The organism is Micromonospora sp. CNZ309 (assembly GCF_002846525.1).
On sequence record NZ_PJNG01000001.1, the window covers coordinates 1,630,174 to 1,645,828 of the forward strand.

Annotated in this window: 13 protein-coding genes; 7 read left to right on the forward strand and 6 right to left on the reverse strand. The window is 74.3% G+C overall.

Translation table 11 applies throughout. The features are described from left to right. Nucleotide 1: 1 nt before the first annotated feature. The 6 genes from CLT72_RS06585 to CLT72_RS06610 all read right to left on the reverse strand — a co-directional run bounded on the left by CLT72_RS06585 (nucleotide 2) and on the right by CLT72_RS06610 (nucleotide 6,860). Nucleotides 2–2,185 carry a N,N-dimethylformamidase beta subunit family domain-containing protein gene (locus CLT72_RS06585; RefSeq protein ID WP_158241978.1) on the reverse strand — a complete coding sequence of 728 codons (2,184 nt, stop codon included), beginning with the start codon at nucleotides 2,183–2,185 and terminating at the stop codon, nucleotides 2–4. A 194-nt stretch (nucleotides 2,186–2,379) separates the two neighbouring features. After that, nucleotides 2,380–3,846 (reverse strand): FAD-dependent oxidoreductase, encoded by a 1,467-nt coding sequence (locus CLT72_RS06590; protein WP_101410010.1) that lies wholly within the window; start codon nucleotides 3,844–3,846, stop codon nucleotides 2,380–2,382. Continuing rightward, nucleotides 3,843–4,103: a (2Fe-2S)-binding protein gene (locus CLT72_RS06595; protein WP_101410012.1), complete on the reverse strand. Its 261-nt coding sequence runs from the start codon at nucleotides 4,101–4,103 to the stop codon at nucleotides 3,843–3,845. The genes CLT72_RS06590 and CLT72_RS06595 overlap by 4 nt, the downstream gene beginning before the upstream one ends. A 43-nt stretch (nucleotides 4,104–4,146) precedes the next feature. After that, nucleotides 4,147–5,334, reverse strand: a complete 1,188-nt coding sequence (locus CLT72_RS06600) for an NAD(P)/FAD-dependent oxidoreductase (RefSeq protein WP_101410014.1) — start codon at nucleotides 5,332–5,334, stop codon at nucleotides 4,147–4,149. Then, entirely contained in the window at nucleotides 5,331–6,251 is a 921-nt protein-coding gene (locus tag CLT72_RS06605; RefSeq protein ID WP_101410016.1) for a dihydrodipicolinate synthase family protein, read from the reverse strand. The genes CLT72_RS06600 and CLT72_RS06605 overlap by 4 nt, the downstream gene beginning before the upstream one ends. A gap of 72 nt (nucleotides 6,252–6,323) precedes the next feature. Then, the gene (locus CLT72_RS06610; RefSeq protein ID WP_089000224.1) at nucleotides 6,324–6,860 is read right to left on the reverse strand and encodes a helix-turn-helix domain-containing protein; all 537 of its coding nucleotides are present in this window, start codon (nucleotides 6,858–6,860) and stop codon (nucleotides 6,324–6,326) included. A 303-nt stretch (nucleotides 6,861–7,163) separates the two neighbouring features. Here CLT72_RS06610 and CLT72_RS06615 point away from each other — a divergent pair, with 303 nt between their 5' ends. Genes CLT72_RS06615 through CLT72_RS06645 form a run of 7 tightly spaced genes read left to right on the forward strand, consistent with a single transcriptional unit; the run spans nucleotide 7,164 to nucleotide 15,634 of the window. Next, nucleotides 7,164–8,771 carry an ABC transporter substrate-binding protein gene (locus CLT72_RS06615; protein ID WP_101410018.1) on the forward strand — a complete coding sequence of 536 codons (1,608 nt, stop codon included), beginning with the start codon at nucleotides 7,164–7,166 and terminating at the stop codon, nucleotides 8,769–8,771. A gap of 7 nt (nucleotides 8,772–8,778) precedes the next feature. Beyond that, entirely contained in the window at nucleotides 8,779–9,867 is a 1,089-nt protein-coding gene (locus tag CLT72_RS06620) for an ABC transporter permease (protein WP_199184498.1), read from the forward strand. Further along, nucleotides 9,864–10,781 (forward strand): ABC transporter permease, encoded by a 918-nt coding sequence (locus CLT72_RS06625; protein WP_089000222.1) that lies wholly within the window; start codon nucleotides 9,864–9,866, stop codon nucleotides 10,779–10,781. Before CLT72_RS06620 ends, CLT72_RS06625 begins: the two co-directional genes overlap by 4 nt. 3 nt (nucleotides 10,782–10,784) lie before the next feature. Further along, nucleotides 10,785–11,762: an ABC transporter ATP-binding protein gene (locus tag CLT72_RS06630; RefSeq protein WP_089000221.1), complete on the forward strand. Its 978-nt coding sequence runs from the start codon at nucleotides 10,785–10,787 to the stop codon at nucleotides 11,760–11,762. After that, on the forward strand, nucleotides 11,759–12,742 hold the full coding sequence (locus CLT72_RS06635; RefSeq protein WP_101410020.1) for an ABC transporter ATP-binding protein: 984 nt from the start codon (nucleotides 11,759–11,761) through the stop codon (nucleotides 12,740–12,742). The genes CLT72_RS06630 and CLT72_RS06635 overlap by 4 nt, the downstream gene beginning before the upstream one ends. A 10-nt stretch (nucleotides 12,743–12,752) precedes the next feature. Next, a complete protein-coding gene (locus CLT72_RS06640; RefSeq protein WP_101410022.1) occupies nucleotides 12,753–13,991 on the forward strand; it encodes an amidohydrolase family protein in 1,239 nt (412 codons plus the stop codon). Further along, the gene (locus tag CLT72_RS06645; protein WP_101410024.1) at nucleotides 13,988–15,634 is read left to right on the forward strand and encodes a DUF885 domain-containing protein; all 1,647 of its coding nucleotides are present in this window, start codon (nucleotides 13,988–13,990) and stop codon (nucleotides 15,632–15,634) included. The genes CLT72_RS06640 and CLT72_RS06645 overlap by 4 nt, the downstream gene beginning before the upstream one ends. The last annotated feature ends 21 nt before the right edge of the window (nucleotides 15,635–15,655 follow it).

Consider the following 15,655-nt stretch of genomic DNA (forward strand, 5'->3'; position numbering starts at 1 on the left):
GTCACTCCATCGTCGACGGCTCCGGGATGGCGGGTGCGGGGGTGGTGCGCGGCATCGGGACCTCGGTGGCCCGGACCGCCGGGGCCGAGGCCAGCATCCGGTCGAAGACGTTGCGCAACAACGTCGACATCGCCGGGTCGTCGGCCAGGGCGCCGACGAACGAGACCGAGGACGCGCTGAAGACCAGCGCGCCACCGGGCCGCTCCAGGAAGACCATCGTCGCGCCGCCGCCCCCCGGATTCTCGCCCCGGGCGATGACCTGCGCCGAGGACGCCTCGCCGGCCAGCCCGCGCAGCCCGTCGGTCTCCCAGCCGCTGGCGGCGCCGTTGTAGCCCGTGCGGCCGAACCTGCTGCCGGCCACCAGGCCGGTGCCGGCCAGCAGCGCATGCTCGCGCAGCACCTGGTACGGGGCGTACGTGCCGGCGTCGGTGTAGTTGGTGCCGAGCAGCTGCGAGGCGGGCAGGCCCAGCTCCGTGTAGATGTCCCGTCTGCCGTCGGAGCGACGGTAGGTCACCACCGTACGGGCGGAGTCGACCTGCACCCGCTCGTACATGCCGTTGCCGCCCGGGTAGATCAGCCGGCCGCCGCCGGCCTGGAAGTTGACCAGGCGCTGGCGCATCGTGTCGGACCAGTACTCGGGATGGCTGCCCAGCACGAGCACCCGGTATCTGGTCAGCCAGCCGTTGGAGCCGTGCAGGTCGGCGTCCTCGTAGACGTCGAAGGCGAGCCCCTGGCGGGACATCCAGCGGGTCAGCAGGAGGTCCGAGAAGAGGGTGTGGTCCCGGATGCCGGGGTCGTCGACGTTCAGCTCCGTCGACGGCCGGCGTACGGACAGGGGTCGCCGGCCGGTCCAGTCCGGGCAGTACTGGTTGTGCCCGCCCCAGCTGTTGTAGGCGTTGTAGGTGAAGGTCGGCAGCAACACCGCGATCGGGTTGGTGGGGCGGGTCGGCCGCACGAGGAAGGGCACGTACCGGCGCAGCCCGTCGGGGCCCTCCAGGCGGGCGGCGTAGAGGCCGGGCTGCCAGTCGGCGGGGACCGGGAACCGCAACCGGTCCGACCAGCCGCAACCGACGCGGAGGAACCCCACGGGCAGCGGCTGCACGCCACCGGTCACGGGCAGCGGCTGCGAGACGACCACGGGGTCGCCGGGGCTGGGCGCCAACCGTACGATCGACGCGGTGAGCGACGGGAACCCGGTCGACACCGCGATCCGCGCCACCTCGCCCTGCGCCACGCTCGGCGTGTTGGCGTAGCCCTGGAGGCCGGCCTGGGTCTGCACCGTCCAGCCGGAGCCGACCCTCTTCCCGGTGCCGCTGTTCATCCAGGCGGCCCGCCGGTCGGGGCCGGCGGTGGTGTGGTTCGTCAACCGGTACTGCGTGAGCACGCCCGTCTGCCGGACGCTGGCCGCGTTCGGCGGGATCGCGTACAGCGATCCCTGGCCGGTGAACCACACCCCGTCGTTGAGGAAGAAATTGCGGAACCCGGAGCCGATCCGCAGGCCCGAGCCCGCCGCCCAGGTGCCGCCGCCCAGGTGCCGGTGCCAGCGGAGGTCGCCGTAGTGGTAGGCGTAGAGGACGCCGGAGGTGTCGGCCTGCAACACGGCGCCGACGAAGCCGCCGCCGATCCGCGCCCCCTGGACGGTCCACGCCTTGCCGACCAGGTCGTACTGGTGCAGGAACAGCTCGCCTCCGGCGTTCTGCCCGTAGAACGCGCCGTGGAACCCGCACAGTCGGGGGTAGCGCTCGAATCCGGCGCCGATCCGCCCGCCGCTGATCCAGGTGCCGGCGCCGGTCGTCGAGTTGGTCAGCCGGTAGCGGTAGTGGTACATCGTGCCGTCGCCGCGTACGGCGTAGAGCGAGCCGTCGAGGCCGCCGAAGACCGCCCGGAACTGGTGCCAGCCGGAGCCGATCCGGCGGCCCGACCCGCTCGCCCACCGGAACGCGCCGGTCTGCCAGCCCGTGTGCCGGTACCAGTACAGCGCGCCGTCGGCCTGGATCGCGAAGATGACGCCGTACCCGCCGCCCACCAGGCGGACGAACCGTTGCTGCGGGTCGTACCGGGGCACGGCGGCTGACGCGTCGGGTGGGCCTGCCAACAGCAGCGGCGGCACGGCGGCGGCGATGACGGCGCCGTCGCGCAGCAGTCGTCGGCGCGGCATGCCGTGCGGGTGCGGTGTGTTCCCCATGGCCACCCTCTTCGGCGAGGCGGATGTGCTGGGCAACCTACGCAGGCGCGGGCGTCGGGGTGGCCCCGTGGGGCGTCCCCGGCGGAGAAATCGGATGATCCGCGAGTACGTGCGGCCGGCCGGCCCGCCCCGCCCCACCGATCTAGCGATTGACATTCACGAATGCATTGCGCCCCGGGGCGCGGGCCGGCGGGTCAGTCCGCACCGGGCGGCGCCTCGCCGACCGCGAGGGCGCGCAGCGGTACGGGCTTGACCGGCGCCTGCGCGGTGAACGCCCCGACCTCCTCCGGCCCGCGACCGGTGAGCGTGCAGATGAACTGGCACAGGCCCGGCTGGCAGGACCGGCCCTGGCACAGGCCCATCCCGGCGCGGGTCACCAGCTTCACCGCGTTCGCGGTGCCCAGGTGCGGGTTGGCCCGCAGCGCGCGGCGCACGTCGCCGGCGCGTACCTCCTCGCAGCGGCAGAGCACGGTGTCGTCGGTGACGAGGCCGCCCAGGGCCGCCCGGTCCGGCGCGAAGCGGTCGAGCACCTGGGTGACGAAGCGGCGCCGGCGGCGCAGCTCCCGGCGCACCGGGCGGGCCAGCGCGGCGACCCGGCGCTCGTCGAGCAGCCCCAGGTCGCGCAGCACGCCGAGGGCGGCCAGCCGGCCCTCGACCGCCGCCTGCTCGGCGCCCGCGACGCCGGTCAGCTCGCCGGCCACCGCGATCCGCGGCACCGAGGTGCGCAGCCACTCGTCGTGCCGGACCACCCAACCGCCCCCGGGCGGGTCCCAGGCCACCGCGCAGCCGGCCTGCCGGGCCAGCTCGACGGAGGGCACGAAGCCGTAGCCCAGCGCCAGCACGTCGCAGGGCACGTCCCGGTCCGTGCCGGGTGCCGGCTGCCCGGTCGGGTCGACCTCGGCGAGGGTCACCCCGCTCAGGTCCGGGTCGCCGTGGGCGCGGCGCACGACCGTGCCGAACCGGACCGGCACCCCCGCCCGCCGCAGCACGCGCAGCGCGTCGACGCCCTCGACGACCTTGCCGCCGGCACCCGCCAGCGCGGCCAGTCCGGCCGGCCCGGGCAGCAGGTCGCGGCGGCGTTGGACCAGCGCGACCTCGACCACCCGGGCGCCGGCGCGCACCAGCTGGGCGGCCACCACCAGCAGCAGCGGGTGGCCGCCGGCCAGCACGAACCGCCCGCCCGGCAGCAGGCCCTGCGCCTTGACGAACGCCTGCACGCCGCCCGCGGTGAGCACCCCCGGCAGGGTCCAGCCGGGGAAGGGCACCGGCAGGTCGTACGCGCCGGCGGTCAGCAGCACCGCACGGGGCTCGAGCAGGCGGACCCCCGCCGGGCCGTGCGTGGCGACCCGGTGGCGGCCCGGCGCGGGCTGCTGGCCCGCGTACCCGTCGAGACCCGCCCGGGTGCCGAGGACGCCCCACACCGTGGTGTCGGCGAGCCACCGGACGCCGGGGGCGGCGGCGGCCTCGGCCAGCAGCGCCCGACCGGCGGCAGCCGGCGCCTTCGGCGGGGTGAACCCGGCCGGCGGTCGACGATAGATCTGCCCGCCCGGCCGCTCCTGCTCGTCGACGACGGTGACGGCGGCGCCGTGCCGGCCGAGGACGGCGGCGGCGGCGAGCCCGGCCGGGCCCGCGCCAACCACCACCACGTCGGGGGCGCTCACCGGGGCACCGCCGTGCGGACCCGCATGCCGTCGCGCACCCGGACCAGGCAGGAACGCTGGCAGGGCACGTCGTCCACGGTGACGACGCACTCGAAGCAGATCCCCATGTTGCAGTACGGCCCCCGGCGGGCCCCGCCGCGCGTGGTGCCGACGGCCCGTTCCCCGGCGGCGAGCAGCGCGGTGGCCAGCGACTCGCCCGGGTGGGCGCTCACGGGCCGCCCGTCGACCTCGATGGTGACCGGGGCGGGCCGGTCCATCGCGGTGCGCCTCGGCGCGGGCGCCGGCTGCGGCGGGCGGTGTTCAGACAAAGTTCAGCGCTCCGAAGCGGGCGGGTGAGTAGTCCCCGATCGACCGGTCGGCCTCGCCGGAGACGACCATGGCGGCGAGCAGCCGGGCGTACGTGAGGCCGAGGGTGAAGGCCGAGCCGCCGGTGGCGACGTACAGCCCGGGCCGGCGCGGGACCGCGCCGAGCAGCGGCAGGTGGTCCGGGGTGAGCGTGGTCATGCCCGTCCACGTCCGGATCAGCGGCAGGTCGCACACCGCCGGGACCACCCGGGCGGCGTCGGCGTTGCCGATCAGCGACTCGTAGCGCAGCTCCGGGTTGGTCTCCAGGTCGACCCGCCCGGCCCGGCTGACCAGCTTGGCCGGCCACCCGCCGCCGATGAGCACGTTGCCGTCCTCGGTCTGCTTCATCGACAGCCGTCGACCCACGTGTTGGATCAGGTGCGGCAGGAACTGCCGGCTGCGGGCGGTGGCGCTCATCGTCAGCCCGACGGGGAAGACCGGCAGCCGCACGTCGGCCATCGCGGCCAGCTCCGCGGTCCACACCCCGCCCGCGAGCACCACCGTGTCGGCGAGGTGGGTCTCCCCGGCGGTGTCCCCCGGCCCGCTGCCGGTACGCAGCTCCCAGTGCCGGCCGCGCCGGTGCAGCCCGGTGACCCGGCAGCCGGTGCGCAGCACGGCGCCGTGCCGGCCGGCGGCCCGGGCCAGCGCCGGGGTGACCAGCCGGGGGTTGGCCTTGCCCTCGCCGGGCACGTGGCCGGCCGCGAGCACGGTGTCGGCCAGGTACGGCGCGAACCGGCGCAGCTCCGGGCCGGAGAGCACAGCGACGTCGAGGCCGTACTCGCGTTCGAGGGTCGCCTTGCGGTCGAGCACGGCGATCTCCGCCGGGGTCTCGGCGAGCATCAGTCCGCCGGTGCGCGAGACCCCGCACCGCTCGCCGAGTTCGTCCTCGATGCCGGCCCAGGCCCGCATGGCGTCGAGGTGCAGCGGGAGCGCGCGGGCCGCCGCGCGGGCCGCGTCGTCGCCGTGCTCGACCATCCGGAACTCCAGCTGGAAGTGCAGGCTGCCCGCGTTCTGCCCGGAGGCGTGCCGGTTGACCTGGTCCTTCTCCACGAGCAGGACCCGGCTGCCGGCGCGGGCCAGGTGCCAGGCGGTCGCGCAGCCGAGCAGGCCGCCGCCGATGACGGCGGTGTCGTACGCAGTCATGGGAGCAGGTCGAGCTGGGTCATGGTGGCCCGGACGCGGTCCTGCTCGGCGGGGGTCAGCGGGAGCAGCGGCGCGCGGACGTGCCCGGCCGGCACGCCGCGCAGGGTGAGCGCGTACTTCATGATCGCCTGTGCGTTGCCGAACCGGGCGCCGTAGTCCGGCCCGAACCAGTCCTCCATGATCACCCGGTCGCGCGCGCCGAGGATCCGGGCCCGGTCGAGGTCGCCGGCGCGCAGGGCGCGGAAGAAGTCGGGGTGGTCGGCGCCGAGCACGGCGCCGGCGCCCATCAGTCCGTCGCCGCCGATGGTGGTCATCAGCTCGATGCCCACCTCATTGGTGGGGATGCCGAAGTAGCGCACCCGGTGGCGCAGGGCGACCAGGCCACGGACGAACCCGCCGAAGTCAGGGGTGGAGTTCTTGACCGCCACCACGGTGTCCAGCGCGCTCAGCTCCAGCAGCAGGTCGGCGTCCAGGTCGACGCCGGTGCCGCGGGGCCAGTTGTAGACGCAGAGCGGGATGTCGACCGCCTCGGAGACGGCCCGGTAGAAGGCCACGACCTCGGCCCGGGTGGGCACCACGTACGGCGGCGGGGTGAGCAGGATGCCGTGCAGGCCGGCGTCGCGGGCGGCCTCGGCGTGCCGGATCGCCTCCGCCGGGGTGTACGCGTTGCAGCCGCCGAGCACCGTGAGCCGGTCGCCGACCCGTTCGGCGGCCGCCCGGAACAGCGCGGCCCGCTCCTGTTCGCTGAGACTGAACCACTCGCCCGTGGTGCCGCCGACGATCAGCCCGTGCATCCGCTCGGCGGCGAGCCAGTCCAGTTGCCCGCGCCAGGCGGCGAGGTCCAGCTCGCCGGTGGCGGTGAACGGGGTGGTGACGGCCGGGAGGTAGCCGGACCAGTCGACGCTGTCACGGTCCACTGCGGGTCCTTTCGACGGGCGGCGTCGTACCGCCCACGTGCACGACGCGGGCCGGATGACGTGCCGGGTGGGTCAGGGGGTCGGCGGGGTGACCGCGATGATGAGCCGGGCCCGCTGGTCGCTGGCGTTGCGGTAGAGGTGGGGCAGCCGGGAGTCGAAGGTGATCGCCTCGCCGGTCTTCAGCACGTACTTCTCGCCGCCGATCTCGGCCACCACCTCGCCGGTGACGGCGATGGCGCACTCGGTCGAGGGGTGCGCCCACGGCTCGGTGGAGCTGGCGTCGCCGGGTGCCAGCTCGGCTTCGAGCACCTCCAGGTCGCCCCGCCCCGGCGTGAGCCGGTCGTAGGCGATCTGCCCGGGGGGCGCGGCGAGCCGGGACCGCGAGCCGGGCCGGCTGATGTGCACCAGCGGGGCGTCCGGCTCGGAGAACAGGGCCGCTATGGAGGTGTCGAAGACCTTGGCGAGCTTACGCAGGGTGGCCAGGCTGGGGTCGGTGGCGCCGTTCTCGATCTGGCTGAGCAGGGCGGGCGACACGTCGGCCGCGGCCGCGAGCTGGCGCAGCGTGAGGGAGTGCTGCTGGCGCAGGTCGCGGAGCTGGTCACCGAGCATGCGTCTTTCCTCGTTCCAAAACAGTGTGGCTAGAAATGTTTGACGTGACTATACGCCGCTGTCTAGGGTGGTCAAACACAAGGTGAACGTGTTCGGCGCTACTAGACAAGCGGCGTCGAGGCACGAACCGGACACGAGTCCCGTCCGGGTACATCCAACCCCATGGCGGCACAACCGCGAAGACCCGCGACAGCCGCTGCGGTTGGCACCAGCGGCCCGGCCGCGGCGTCCCGGCGTCGCCGGGCCCGAACAGCCCCCAGAACCCGTCCCGCCCGGGCCGGCCCATACGAAGGTAGGAACAGCATGTCGGTGTCCCCTCGCCGGCTCCGCGTCGGAGCGATCGCTCTGGCGGCGCTGGTCATAGCCTCCAGCACCGCGTGCAGCGCGGGCGGCAGCGGAGGAAGCGGTAACGGCGGTTCGGCCAAGACCCTCACCGTCAACACCTCGTTCGTCCTCAAGACCCTCGATCCCGGCCGGATCTACGAGGCGACCGGCCTGACCGCCGTGCACTCCCTCTACGACACCCTGCTGACCTTCAAGGGCGCGGACGTCAGCAAGCCGGTCCCGGCGCTGGCCGAGTCGTACGAGGCGTCGCCCGACGCCAAGACCTTCACCTTCAAGCTGCGCGAGGGCGTGAAGTTCTCCGACGGCACCGCGCTCACCGCCGACGACGTGGTCTTCTCCCTCAACCGGCTGAAGAACGTCAAGGCCAGCCCGGCGGTCATGGTCAGCGGCCTCACGTTCGCCAAGACCGACGAGCGGACCGTGGTGGTCACCTCGGCCACCGCCGACCCGAACATCCCCGTGGTGCTCGCGATGCCGTCGACCGGCGTGGTCAACTCCAAGGTCGCCAAGGAGCACGGCGCGACGGACGCCGCCGACGCCGCGAAGAGCGACACCGCGCAGCAGTACCTCGACACGAACTCGGTCGGCAGCGGCCCGTACGTGCTCAAGTCGTACGACCCGTCGGCGCAGGTGGTGCTGGAGGCCAACCCCAACTACTGGGGCACCAAGCCCGAGTTCAGCCGCGTCGTGCTGCGCAACATGGACGTGCAGACCCAGAAGCTGACCATGCAGCGGGCCGGCGGCTCCGAGATCGCGCTGGACATCTCCGGCAAGCTGCTGGAGGGGCTGCCGGGCAGCCTGAAGACCTCCGCGATGCAGGACACCGTCTACTTCCTCTTCCTCAACGCCGACCCGGCCGTCTCTCCGGTGACCTCGAACGCGAAGTTCAACCAGGCGCTGCGCGCCGCCATCGACTACGAGGGCATCGCCGGGCTGTACGGCAAGGGCGCCGCCCCCGGCGCCGGGCTGGTGGCCCCCGCCTACCCGGGCGCGCTGCCGGCCTCCGAGCAGTCCAAGCGTGACGTGGCGAAGGCCAAGGCGTTGCTCACCGAGGCGGGGCTGAGCAACCCGACGGTCAAGTTCAACTACCCGGCCATCACCTACAAGGGGGTCGACCTGGGCACGGTCGCGACGAAGGTGCAGGGCGACGCCGCCGAGGCCGGCATCAAGCTGGAGCTGACCCCGCAGCCGCTGACCACCTTCCTCGACGAGATGCGTACGGGCAAGATGGCCCTCGGGTTCACCCCGCAGAGCCTGAACTACCCGGTCGCCGACTCGCTGATCAACAACATGTCCCCCGGCCAGGCCACCGCGCTGCGCTCGGGCTGGACCGTCGAGCGGGCCGACCCGGCCGTCGTGGCCGCCGGCAAGAAGGTCACCGAGACCCTCGACCTGGCCGCCCGGGCCGCCGCCATGCAGGAGTGGCAGCGGGCGATGAACGCCGCCAGCCCGTACGTGGTCCTGGCGAGCAACTCCTCCACCGTGGTGGCGAGCGGCGACCTGACCGGCACGGACTACACCGCCGCCGGCTGGCAGGTCGACCTGGCCGCGGTGGGCCGGGGGTAGCCACTCCATGACGACGACAGTCGACGACGCCGAGCCGGGCGCGGTCACCACGACCGTGTCCCGGCCCCGGCCGCACCGGGCCCTGCTGGTCTTCCTGCTCAAGCGGGTGGCCATCACCGCCGGCCTGCTGCTGGGCGTCACGATCGTGACGTTCGGCCTGGTCACCGTGGTGCCCGGCGACCCGGTGACGGCCAACCTCTCCGACCAGGCGCTCAACGATCCCGCGACGGTGGCCGCGTTCCGCGAGAAGTGGGGCCTGGACCAGCCGCTGTACGTGCAGTACTTCCAGTACCTGGGCAACCTGCTGACGGGTGACCTCGGCATCTCCCAGCAGACCGGCCGCACCGTGGCCGACGACCTGTTGCAGTACGTGCCGGCGACCATGGAACTGGCCATCCCCACCATGGTGCTGGCCCTGCTGATCGGCACCGGGATCGGCATGCTCGCCGCCGTGCGCAACGGTCGGGTCACCGACCAGCTGATCCGCGTCGGCGCGCTGCTCGGCCTGTCCACCCCGCCGTTCTGGCTGTCGCTCGTCGTGCTCTACGTGTTCTTCTACCAGCTCGGCCTGGCGCCCAGCGGCGGCCGGCTGTCGACCGACTTCAGCCCGCCGCCGACGGTGACCGGCATGTACACGGTCGACGCCGCCCTCGCCGGCCAGTGGGACGTCGCCTGGGACGCCGCCCAGCACCTGATCCTGCCGGTGCTCGTGCTGACCAGCCTGACGGTGGCGATGCTGGTCCGCTTCGTCCGCTCCTCCATGCTGGAGGTGCTCCAGCAGGACTACATCCGGGCCGCGTACGCCAAGGGCCTGCCCGCCCGGGTGGTGTTCCGCCGGCACCTGCTACGCGCCGGCCTGGTCCCGGTGATCACCGTCTCCGGGCTGGCCTTCGCCTCGCTGCTCTCCGGCACGGTGCTGGTGGAGAACATCTTCGGCTGGCCGGGCCTCGGCCAGTACGCGTACCGCAGCGCGACGGCGCTGGACCTGCCCGCGATCCTCGGCGTCAGCCTCTTCGTCGCGCTGGTCTACACGCTGGTCAACCTCACCGTCGACCTGCTGTACGGACTCATCGACCCGAGGATCCGCCTGTCATGACCACACTCGCACCCGACCCCGTGGCGCCCGACCCGAAGGCGACCGACGCGCTGGCCCGGCGTCGCTTCCTGGGCCGGCTGCGCGGACGCCGGACCGGGCGGCCCATCTGGCGCCAGCCGATCGCCCTGGCGGCGCTGGTCATCCTCGGCGGGTGGCTGCTGGTGGCGCTGTTCGCCCCGCTGGTGGCGCCGTACGACCCGCTGGCGCAGAGCCCCGACGCCTACGCGCCGCCGTCGGGCACGCACTGGTTCGGCACCGACTCCCTCGGCCGGGACGTGTTCAGCCGGGTGGTGCACGGCGCCCGCCTGTCGATCCCGCTCGCGCTCGCCATCGTCTCGCTCGCCCTGCTGATCGGCGGCCTGCTCGGCCTGGTCGCCGGCTACGTGGGCCGGTTCGTCGACGAGGCGCTGATGCGCCTGACGGACCTGGTCTTCGCGTTCCCGCAGATCATCCTGGCGATGGCGGTCACCGCCGCGTTCGGGCCCAGCACCCGCAACGCCGTCCTCGCGCTGGTCATCGTCTCCTGGCCGGTGTACGCCCGGGTCATCCGCAGCGCCGTGCTGACCATGCGCGGCGAGGACTACCTCAGCGCCGCCCGGCTGCTCGGCATCGGGCCGCTGCGCGCGCTGCGCCGCGACGTCCTGCCCAACAGCGTGGGCCCGGCCATCGTGCTGGCCACCCTCGAACTCGGCAACGCCGTGCTGCTGCTGTCGGCGCTGTCCTTCCTCGGCCTCGGCCCCCGCCCGCCAGCCGCCGAGTGGGGCTCGATGGTGGCGCTCGGCTCGCAGGACCTCTCCATGTGGTGGGTCAGCGTGTTCCCCGGTCTGGCCATCCTCACCGTGGTGATGGCCTTCAACGTGCTCGGCGACGCCCTGCGCGACCGGATCGACCCCCGCTACGCGAAGGGACGTTGAGAGATGGCACCCCTGCTCGAGGTCGACTCCCTGGCCGTCACCCTGCCCGGCCCCACGGGGCCGCTGCCGATCCTGCACGACGTGTCGTTCACCGTCGACGAGGGCGAGATGGTCGGCATCGCCGGGGAGAGCGGCTGCGGCAAGAGCCTCACCGCGCAGACCCTGCTCGGGCTGCTGCCCGCCGGTGCCAAGGTCACCGGGTCGGCCCGCTTCGCCGGCACCGAACTGCTCGGCCTGGACACCAGGCGCTGGCAGAAGGTACGCGGCGCCGGCATCGCGATGGTCTTCCAGGACCCCACCGCCGCGCTGCACCCGATGCTCACGATCGGCCGGCAGCTCACCGAGCACATGCAGGTCCACCTGGGCCTGGACCGGCGGGCCGCCGACCGGCGGGCGGTGGAGCTGCTCGAGCAGGTCCGCATCCCCGACCCGCAGCGGGCGGTACGGGCGTACCCGCACCAGTTCTCCGGCGGCATGCGGCAGCGGGCCGCCATCGCGATCGCCCTCGCCGCCCGCCCCCGGCTGCTGATCGCCGACGAGCCGACCACCGCACTGGACGTGACGGTGCAGGCCGGCATCCTGGCGCTGCTGGAGCAGTTGCGCGCCGAGACCGGGCTGGCCGTCGCGTTCATCACCCACGACCTCGGGGTGCTCAGCGCGCTGACCACCCGCGGGTACGTCTTCTACGCCGGACGGGTGGTGGAGACCGGGCCCACCGGGGCGCTGCTCACCGCGCCGCGGCACCCGTACACGGCGGCGCTGCTCGGCGCCCGCCCGCACGGCACCCAGTCCGTCGGCACCCTGCGGCCCATCCCGGGCGGTCCGCCGGCGCCGGGGCAGGCGCCGCCCGGTTGTCCGTTCCAGCCCCGGTGCGGATTCGCCGAGCCGTCCTGCCAGACCGCGCCGCCCCCGCTCTCCCCCGCCGGCGACGACCGGTCCGTGGCCTGCGTGGTCCGTCCGCACCTGGAGGTGGCGGCATGAACGAGCCGGTCGACTCGGGCAACCTGCTCGAGATCAGCGACGTCGAGGTCGAGTACAGGGCGCGCGGCCGGGGACCGGTCCGGGCCGTGGCCGGGGTGAGCCTCGACGTGGCGCCCGGGCAGATCGTCGGCCTGGTCGGCGAGTCCGGCTGCGGCAAGTCGTCGCTGGCCCGGGTGGCGGTCGGGCTGGCCGCCCCGAGCGCCGGGGCGATCCGGTTCGCCGGGCGCCCGGTCACCCCGCTGGGCTGGCGTCGCCGGCCGGTGCCGCAGGTGGGGCTCCAGATGGTGTTCCAGAATCCGTACGCGTCGCTGAACCCCCGGCGCACCATCGGCGCGCAGCTGCTCGACGGGGTGCCGGACACGGTGACCGGCGCCGCCCGCCGGGCGCGGGTGGCCGAGCTGCTCGACCGCGTCGGCATGCCCGCCTCGGCGGCGGAGCGGTATCCGCACCAGTTCTCCGGCGGCCAGCGGCAGCGGCTCGCCATCGCGCGGGCGCTCGCACCGGAGCCCCGGATGATCATCGCGGACGAGCCGGTCACCGCGTTGGACGCCTCCTCCCAGGCGCAGGTGGTCAACCTGCTCGTCGGGCTGGTCCGCGACCTCGACATGGGCATGCTGTTCATCTCGCACGACCTCTCCCTGGTACACGAGATCGCCGACGTCACGGCGGTGATGTACCTGGGCCGCATCGTCGAGACCGCGCCCACCCGCGAGCTGTGGCGCGCGCCCCGGCACCCGTACAGCCGGGCGCTGATCGACGCGGTGCCGCAGATCGGCCCGCACCCGAAGCTGCCCAGGACGCTCGCCGGCGAGGTGCCCGACCCGGCGCAGGCGCCGACCGGGTGCCGGTTCCGGCCGCGCTGCCCGCACGCCTTCGCGCCGTGCGGCGAGCACCCACCCACGCTCGACCTCGGCGGCCGCAGCGCCGCCTGCTGGCTCAACGACCCCACGGTGGCGCCGACCACCGTGCCCGCCGCGTAGAGGACACCGCATGCACATCCCCACCGAACAGGTCCTGGTCAACCTCGCGCTCTACGACGGCGTCCGGGACGACCTCCAGCGCGACCAGGGCATCTGGGTCGGCGCCGACGGCACGATCCGCGCGGTCGGGCCGGTCGACGACGTCCTCGCCGAGGCCGGCGACGCCCGGGTGGTCGACCTGCACGGCGACCACGTCATGCCCGGCCTGACCAACATGCACGTGCACCTCTCGCTCGGGCTGCCCGGCCACTTCGGCGACGAGGTGCACCGGTCGAACCTGGCCGAGCTGGTGCTGCTGATGGCCGACTCGGCGCGGCGCACCCTGCACTCCGGGGTCACCACCGCCCGGCTCGTCGGCGAGAGCCGCTACGCCGACTTCGCCCTGCGCAAGGGCATCGAGCGCGGCGCGGTGGACGGCCCGCGGATCTTCACCGCCGGGCACGCCCTCTGCTGCACCGGCGGGCACGGCTGGGAGGCCGACGCCCTGGAGGCCGACGGGGCGGACGGGTTCCGCCGGCTCACCCGGCAGCAGATCCGCGCCGGCGCCGACCTGATCAAGGTGTGCATCTCCGGCGGCATCGCCGGCGAGTTCGAGTCGATCGACACCCCCCAACTGCTCGACGACGAGCTGGCGGCCGTGATCCGGGTGGCCCACGACTGGGGTCGCAAGGTGACCGCGCACGCCGGCCCCGCCGAGTCGGTGCGCCGCGCCGTGGAACTCGGGCTGGACTGCGTCGAGCACGGCTACGAGCTGACCGACGAGGTGACGCGGCTGATGGCCGAGCGCGGCGTCTGGTACGTGCCGACGATCGTGGTCAGCCGCAGCGAGCAGTTCTTCCGCGACGCCGGCGTGCCCGGCTGGCTGATGGACCGCGCCCTGTCGGCCGGGCCCCGGCACTGGGAGAGCCTCCAGCACGCCATCCGCAACGGGGTGCCGATCGCGCTGGGCAGCGACATGCCGCCGCACGCCGGCTACGACGAGACGACCGCCACCGTGCGGGAGCTGGAGTTCATGGTGGACGCCGGGATGCCGGTCGCCGACGCGCTGAGGTCCGCCACCATCCGCCCCGCGCAGTGGCTGGGTCAGGCCGACACGCTCGGCAGCGTCGAGGTGGGCAAGCACGCCGACCTGCTGGTCCTGCGCGACGACCCCACCCGTTCGGTGTCCGCGCTGCGCAGCCTGCACGCCGTGCTCAAGGGCGGGGTGTCGTACCGCGACGACCACGGCCGCCTGCGGGACGCGCGATGAGCACGATCGTCGAGGTCGCCGACGGGTACCTCGACGCGCTCGCCGAACTGGATCCGGAGGCCGCCGAGGCGGCGGGGCGTACCCCCGAGTCGCACTTCGCGGACCTCTCCCCCGACGGCTTCGCCGCCCGCGCGGAGCTGGCCCGCCGCACCGCCACGGCGGCGGCCGGCGCCAGCGCCGACGGCACCGCGCAGCGGGCCCTCGCGGGCGCGCTGACCGACCGGCTGGCCAGCGAGGTCGACCTGTACGACGCGGGCTTCACCACCCGGCTGCTGGCCCCGCTGGCGACGCCGGTGCACCTGGTCCGGCAGGTCTTCGACAGCCTGCCGCGCGACAGCGAGCGGGACTGGGCGGTCGTCGCCGCGCACCTGCGCCGGGTGCCGACGGCGCTCGGGCAGTACGCCGAGACGCTGCGCCGCTCGGCCGGGCGGGGGCAGCTCGTCGCGCGCCGGCAGGTGCTGGCAGTCGTCGAGCAGTGCACCGCCTGGGTCACCGCCGACGACTTCTACGGCCGGCTGGCGGCCGGGTGCCCGGACGGGCCGCTGGCCGGGGAGCTGGCCGCCGGGGCGGAACGGGCCAGCGCCGCCACCGCCGAGTTCGCCGCGTTCCTGCGTACCGAGCTGGCGCCCCGGGCCAGCGAGGTCGACGGCGTCGGCCGCGACCTGTACGCCGTCACCGCGCGCAGCTTCCTCGGCGCGAGCGTCGAGCTGGACGAGCTGTACGCGTACGGCTGGGAGGAGCTGGCCCGCACCGCCGTCGAGCAGCGCGCGGTCGCCGCCGAACTGGGCCACCCGGACGTGGCGTCGGCGCGGGCCGCGCTGGACGCCGACCCCGCCGGCCGGGTGCCGGTCGGGCCCGACCTGGAGCGCTGGCTGCGCGAGCGCACCGAGCGGCTCACCGACGCCCTGGACGGTGCGCACTTCGACATCCCGGCCGTCACCCGCCAGGTGGTGTGCCGGATCAGCCCCGCCGCCTCCGGCGTCATGTACTACACCCCGCCCGACGCCGGGCTGACCCGCCCAGGCGGGATCTGGTGGTCGACGCCCCCCGGCGAGTCGACGGTGCCGGTGTGGCGGCACGTCGGGACGCTCTGCCACGAGGGGCTGCCCGGGCACCACCTCCAGCACGCGATCACCCTCACCACCGCCGGCCTGCACCCGTGGCAGCGCTCGCTGTGCCAGGTGCACGGGTACGCCGAGGGCTGGGCGCACTACGCCGAACGCCTCGCCGACGAGGTGGGCCTCTACGCCGGCCCGGCCGAACGGCTCGGGATGCTCGACGGGCAGATGTGGCGCGCCGCCCGGGTGGTCATCGACCTCGGCCTGCACCTGGACGTGCCGATCCCGACCGGGACCGGCTTCACCGACGCGCGCCGGTGGACCCCCGAACTGGCCGTGGACTTCCTGGGACGCGTCGCCGGGCTGGACCCGGCGACCGCACGCTTCGAGGTCGACCGCTACCTCGGCTGGCCGGCGCAGGCGCTGGCCTTCAAGGTCGGGGCGCGGCTGTGGCAGCAGGCCCGCCGGGAGACCGAACGGCGCGAGGGCGCGGGGTTCGACCGCAAGCGGTTCCACCACCGCGCCCTGCGGCTCGGCCCGATGGGGCTCGATCCGTTGCGCGCCCGCCTCGCCGAACTCTCCTGATCCACCCCCGACACCCCGTCC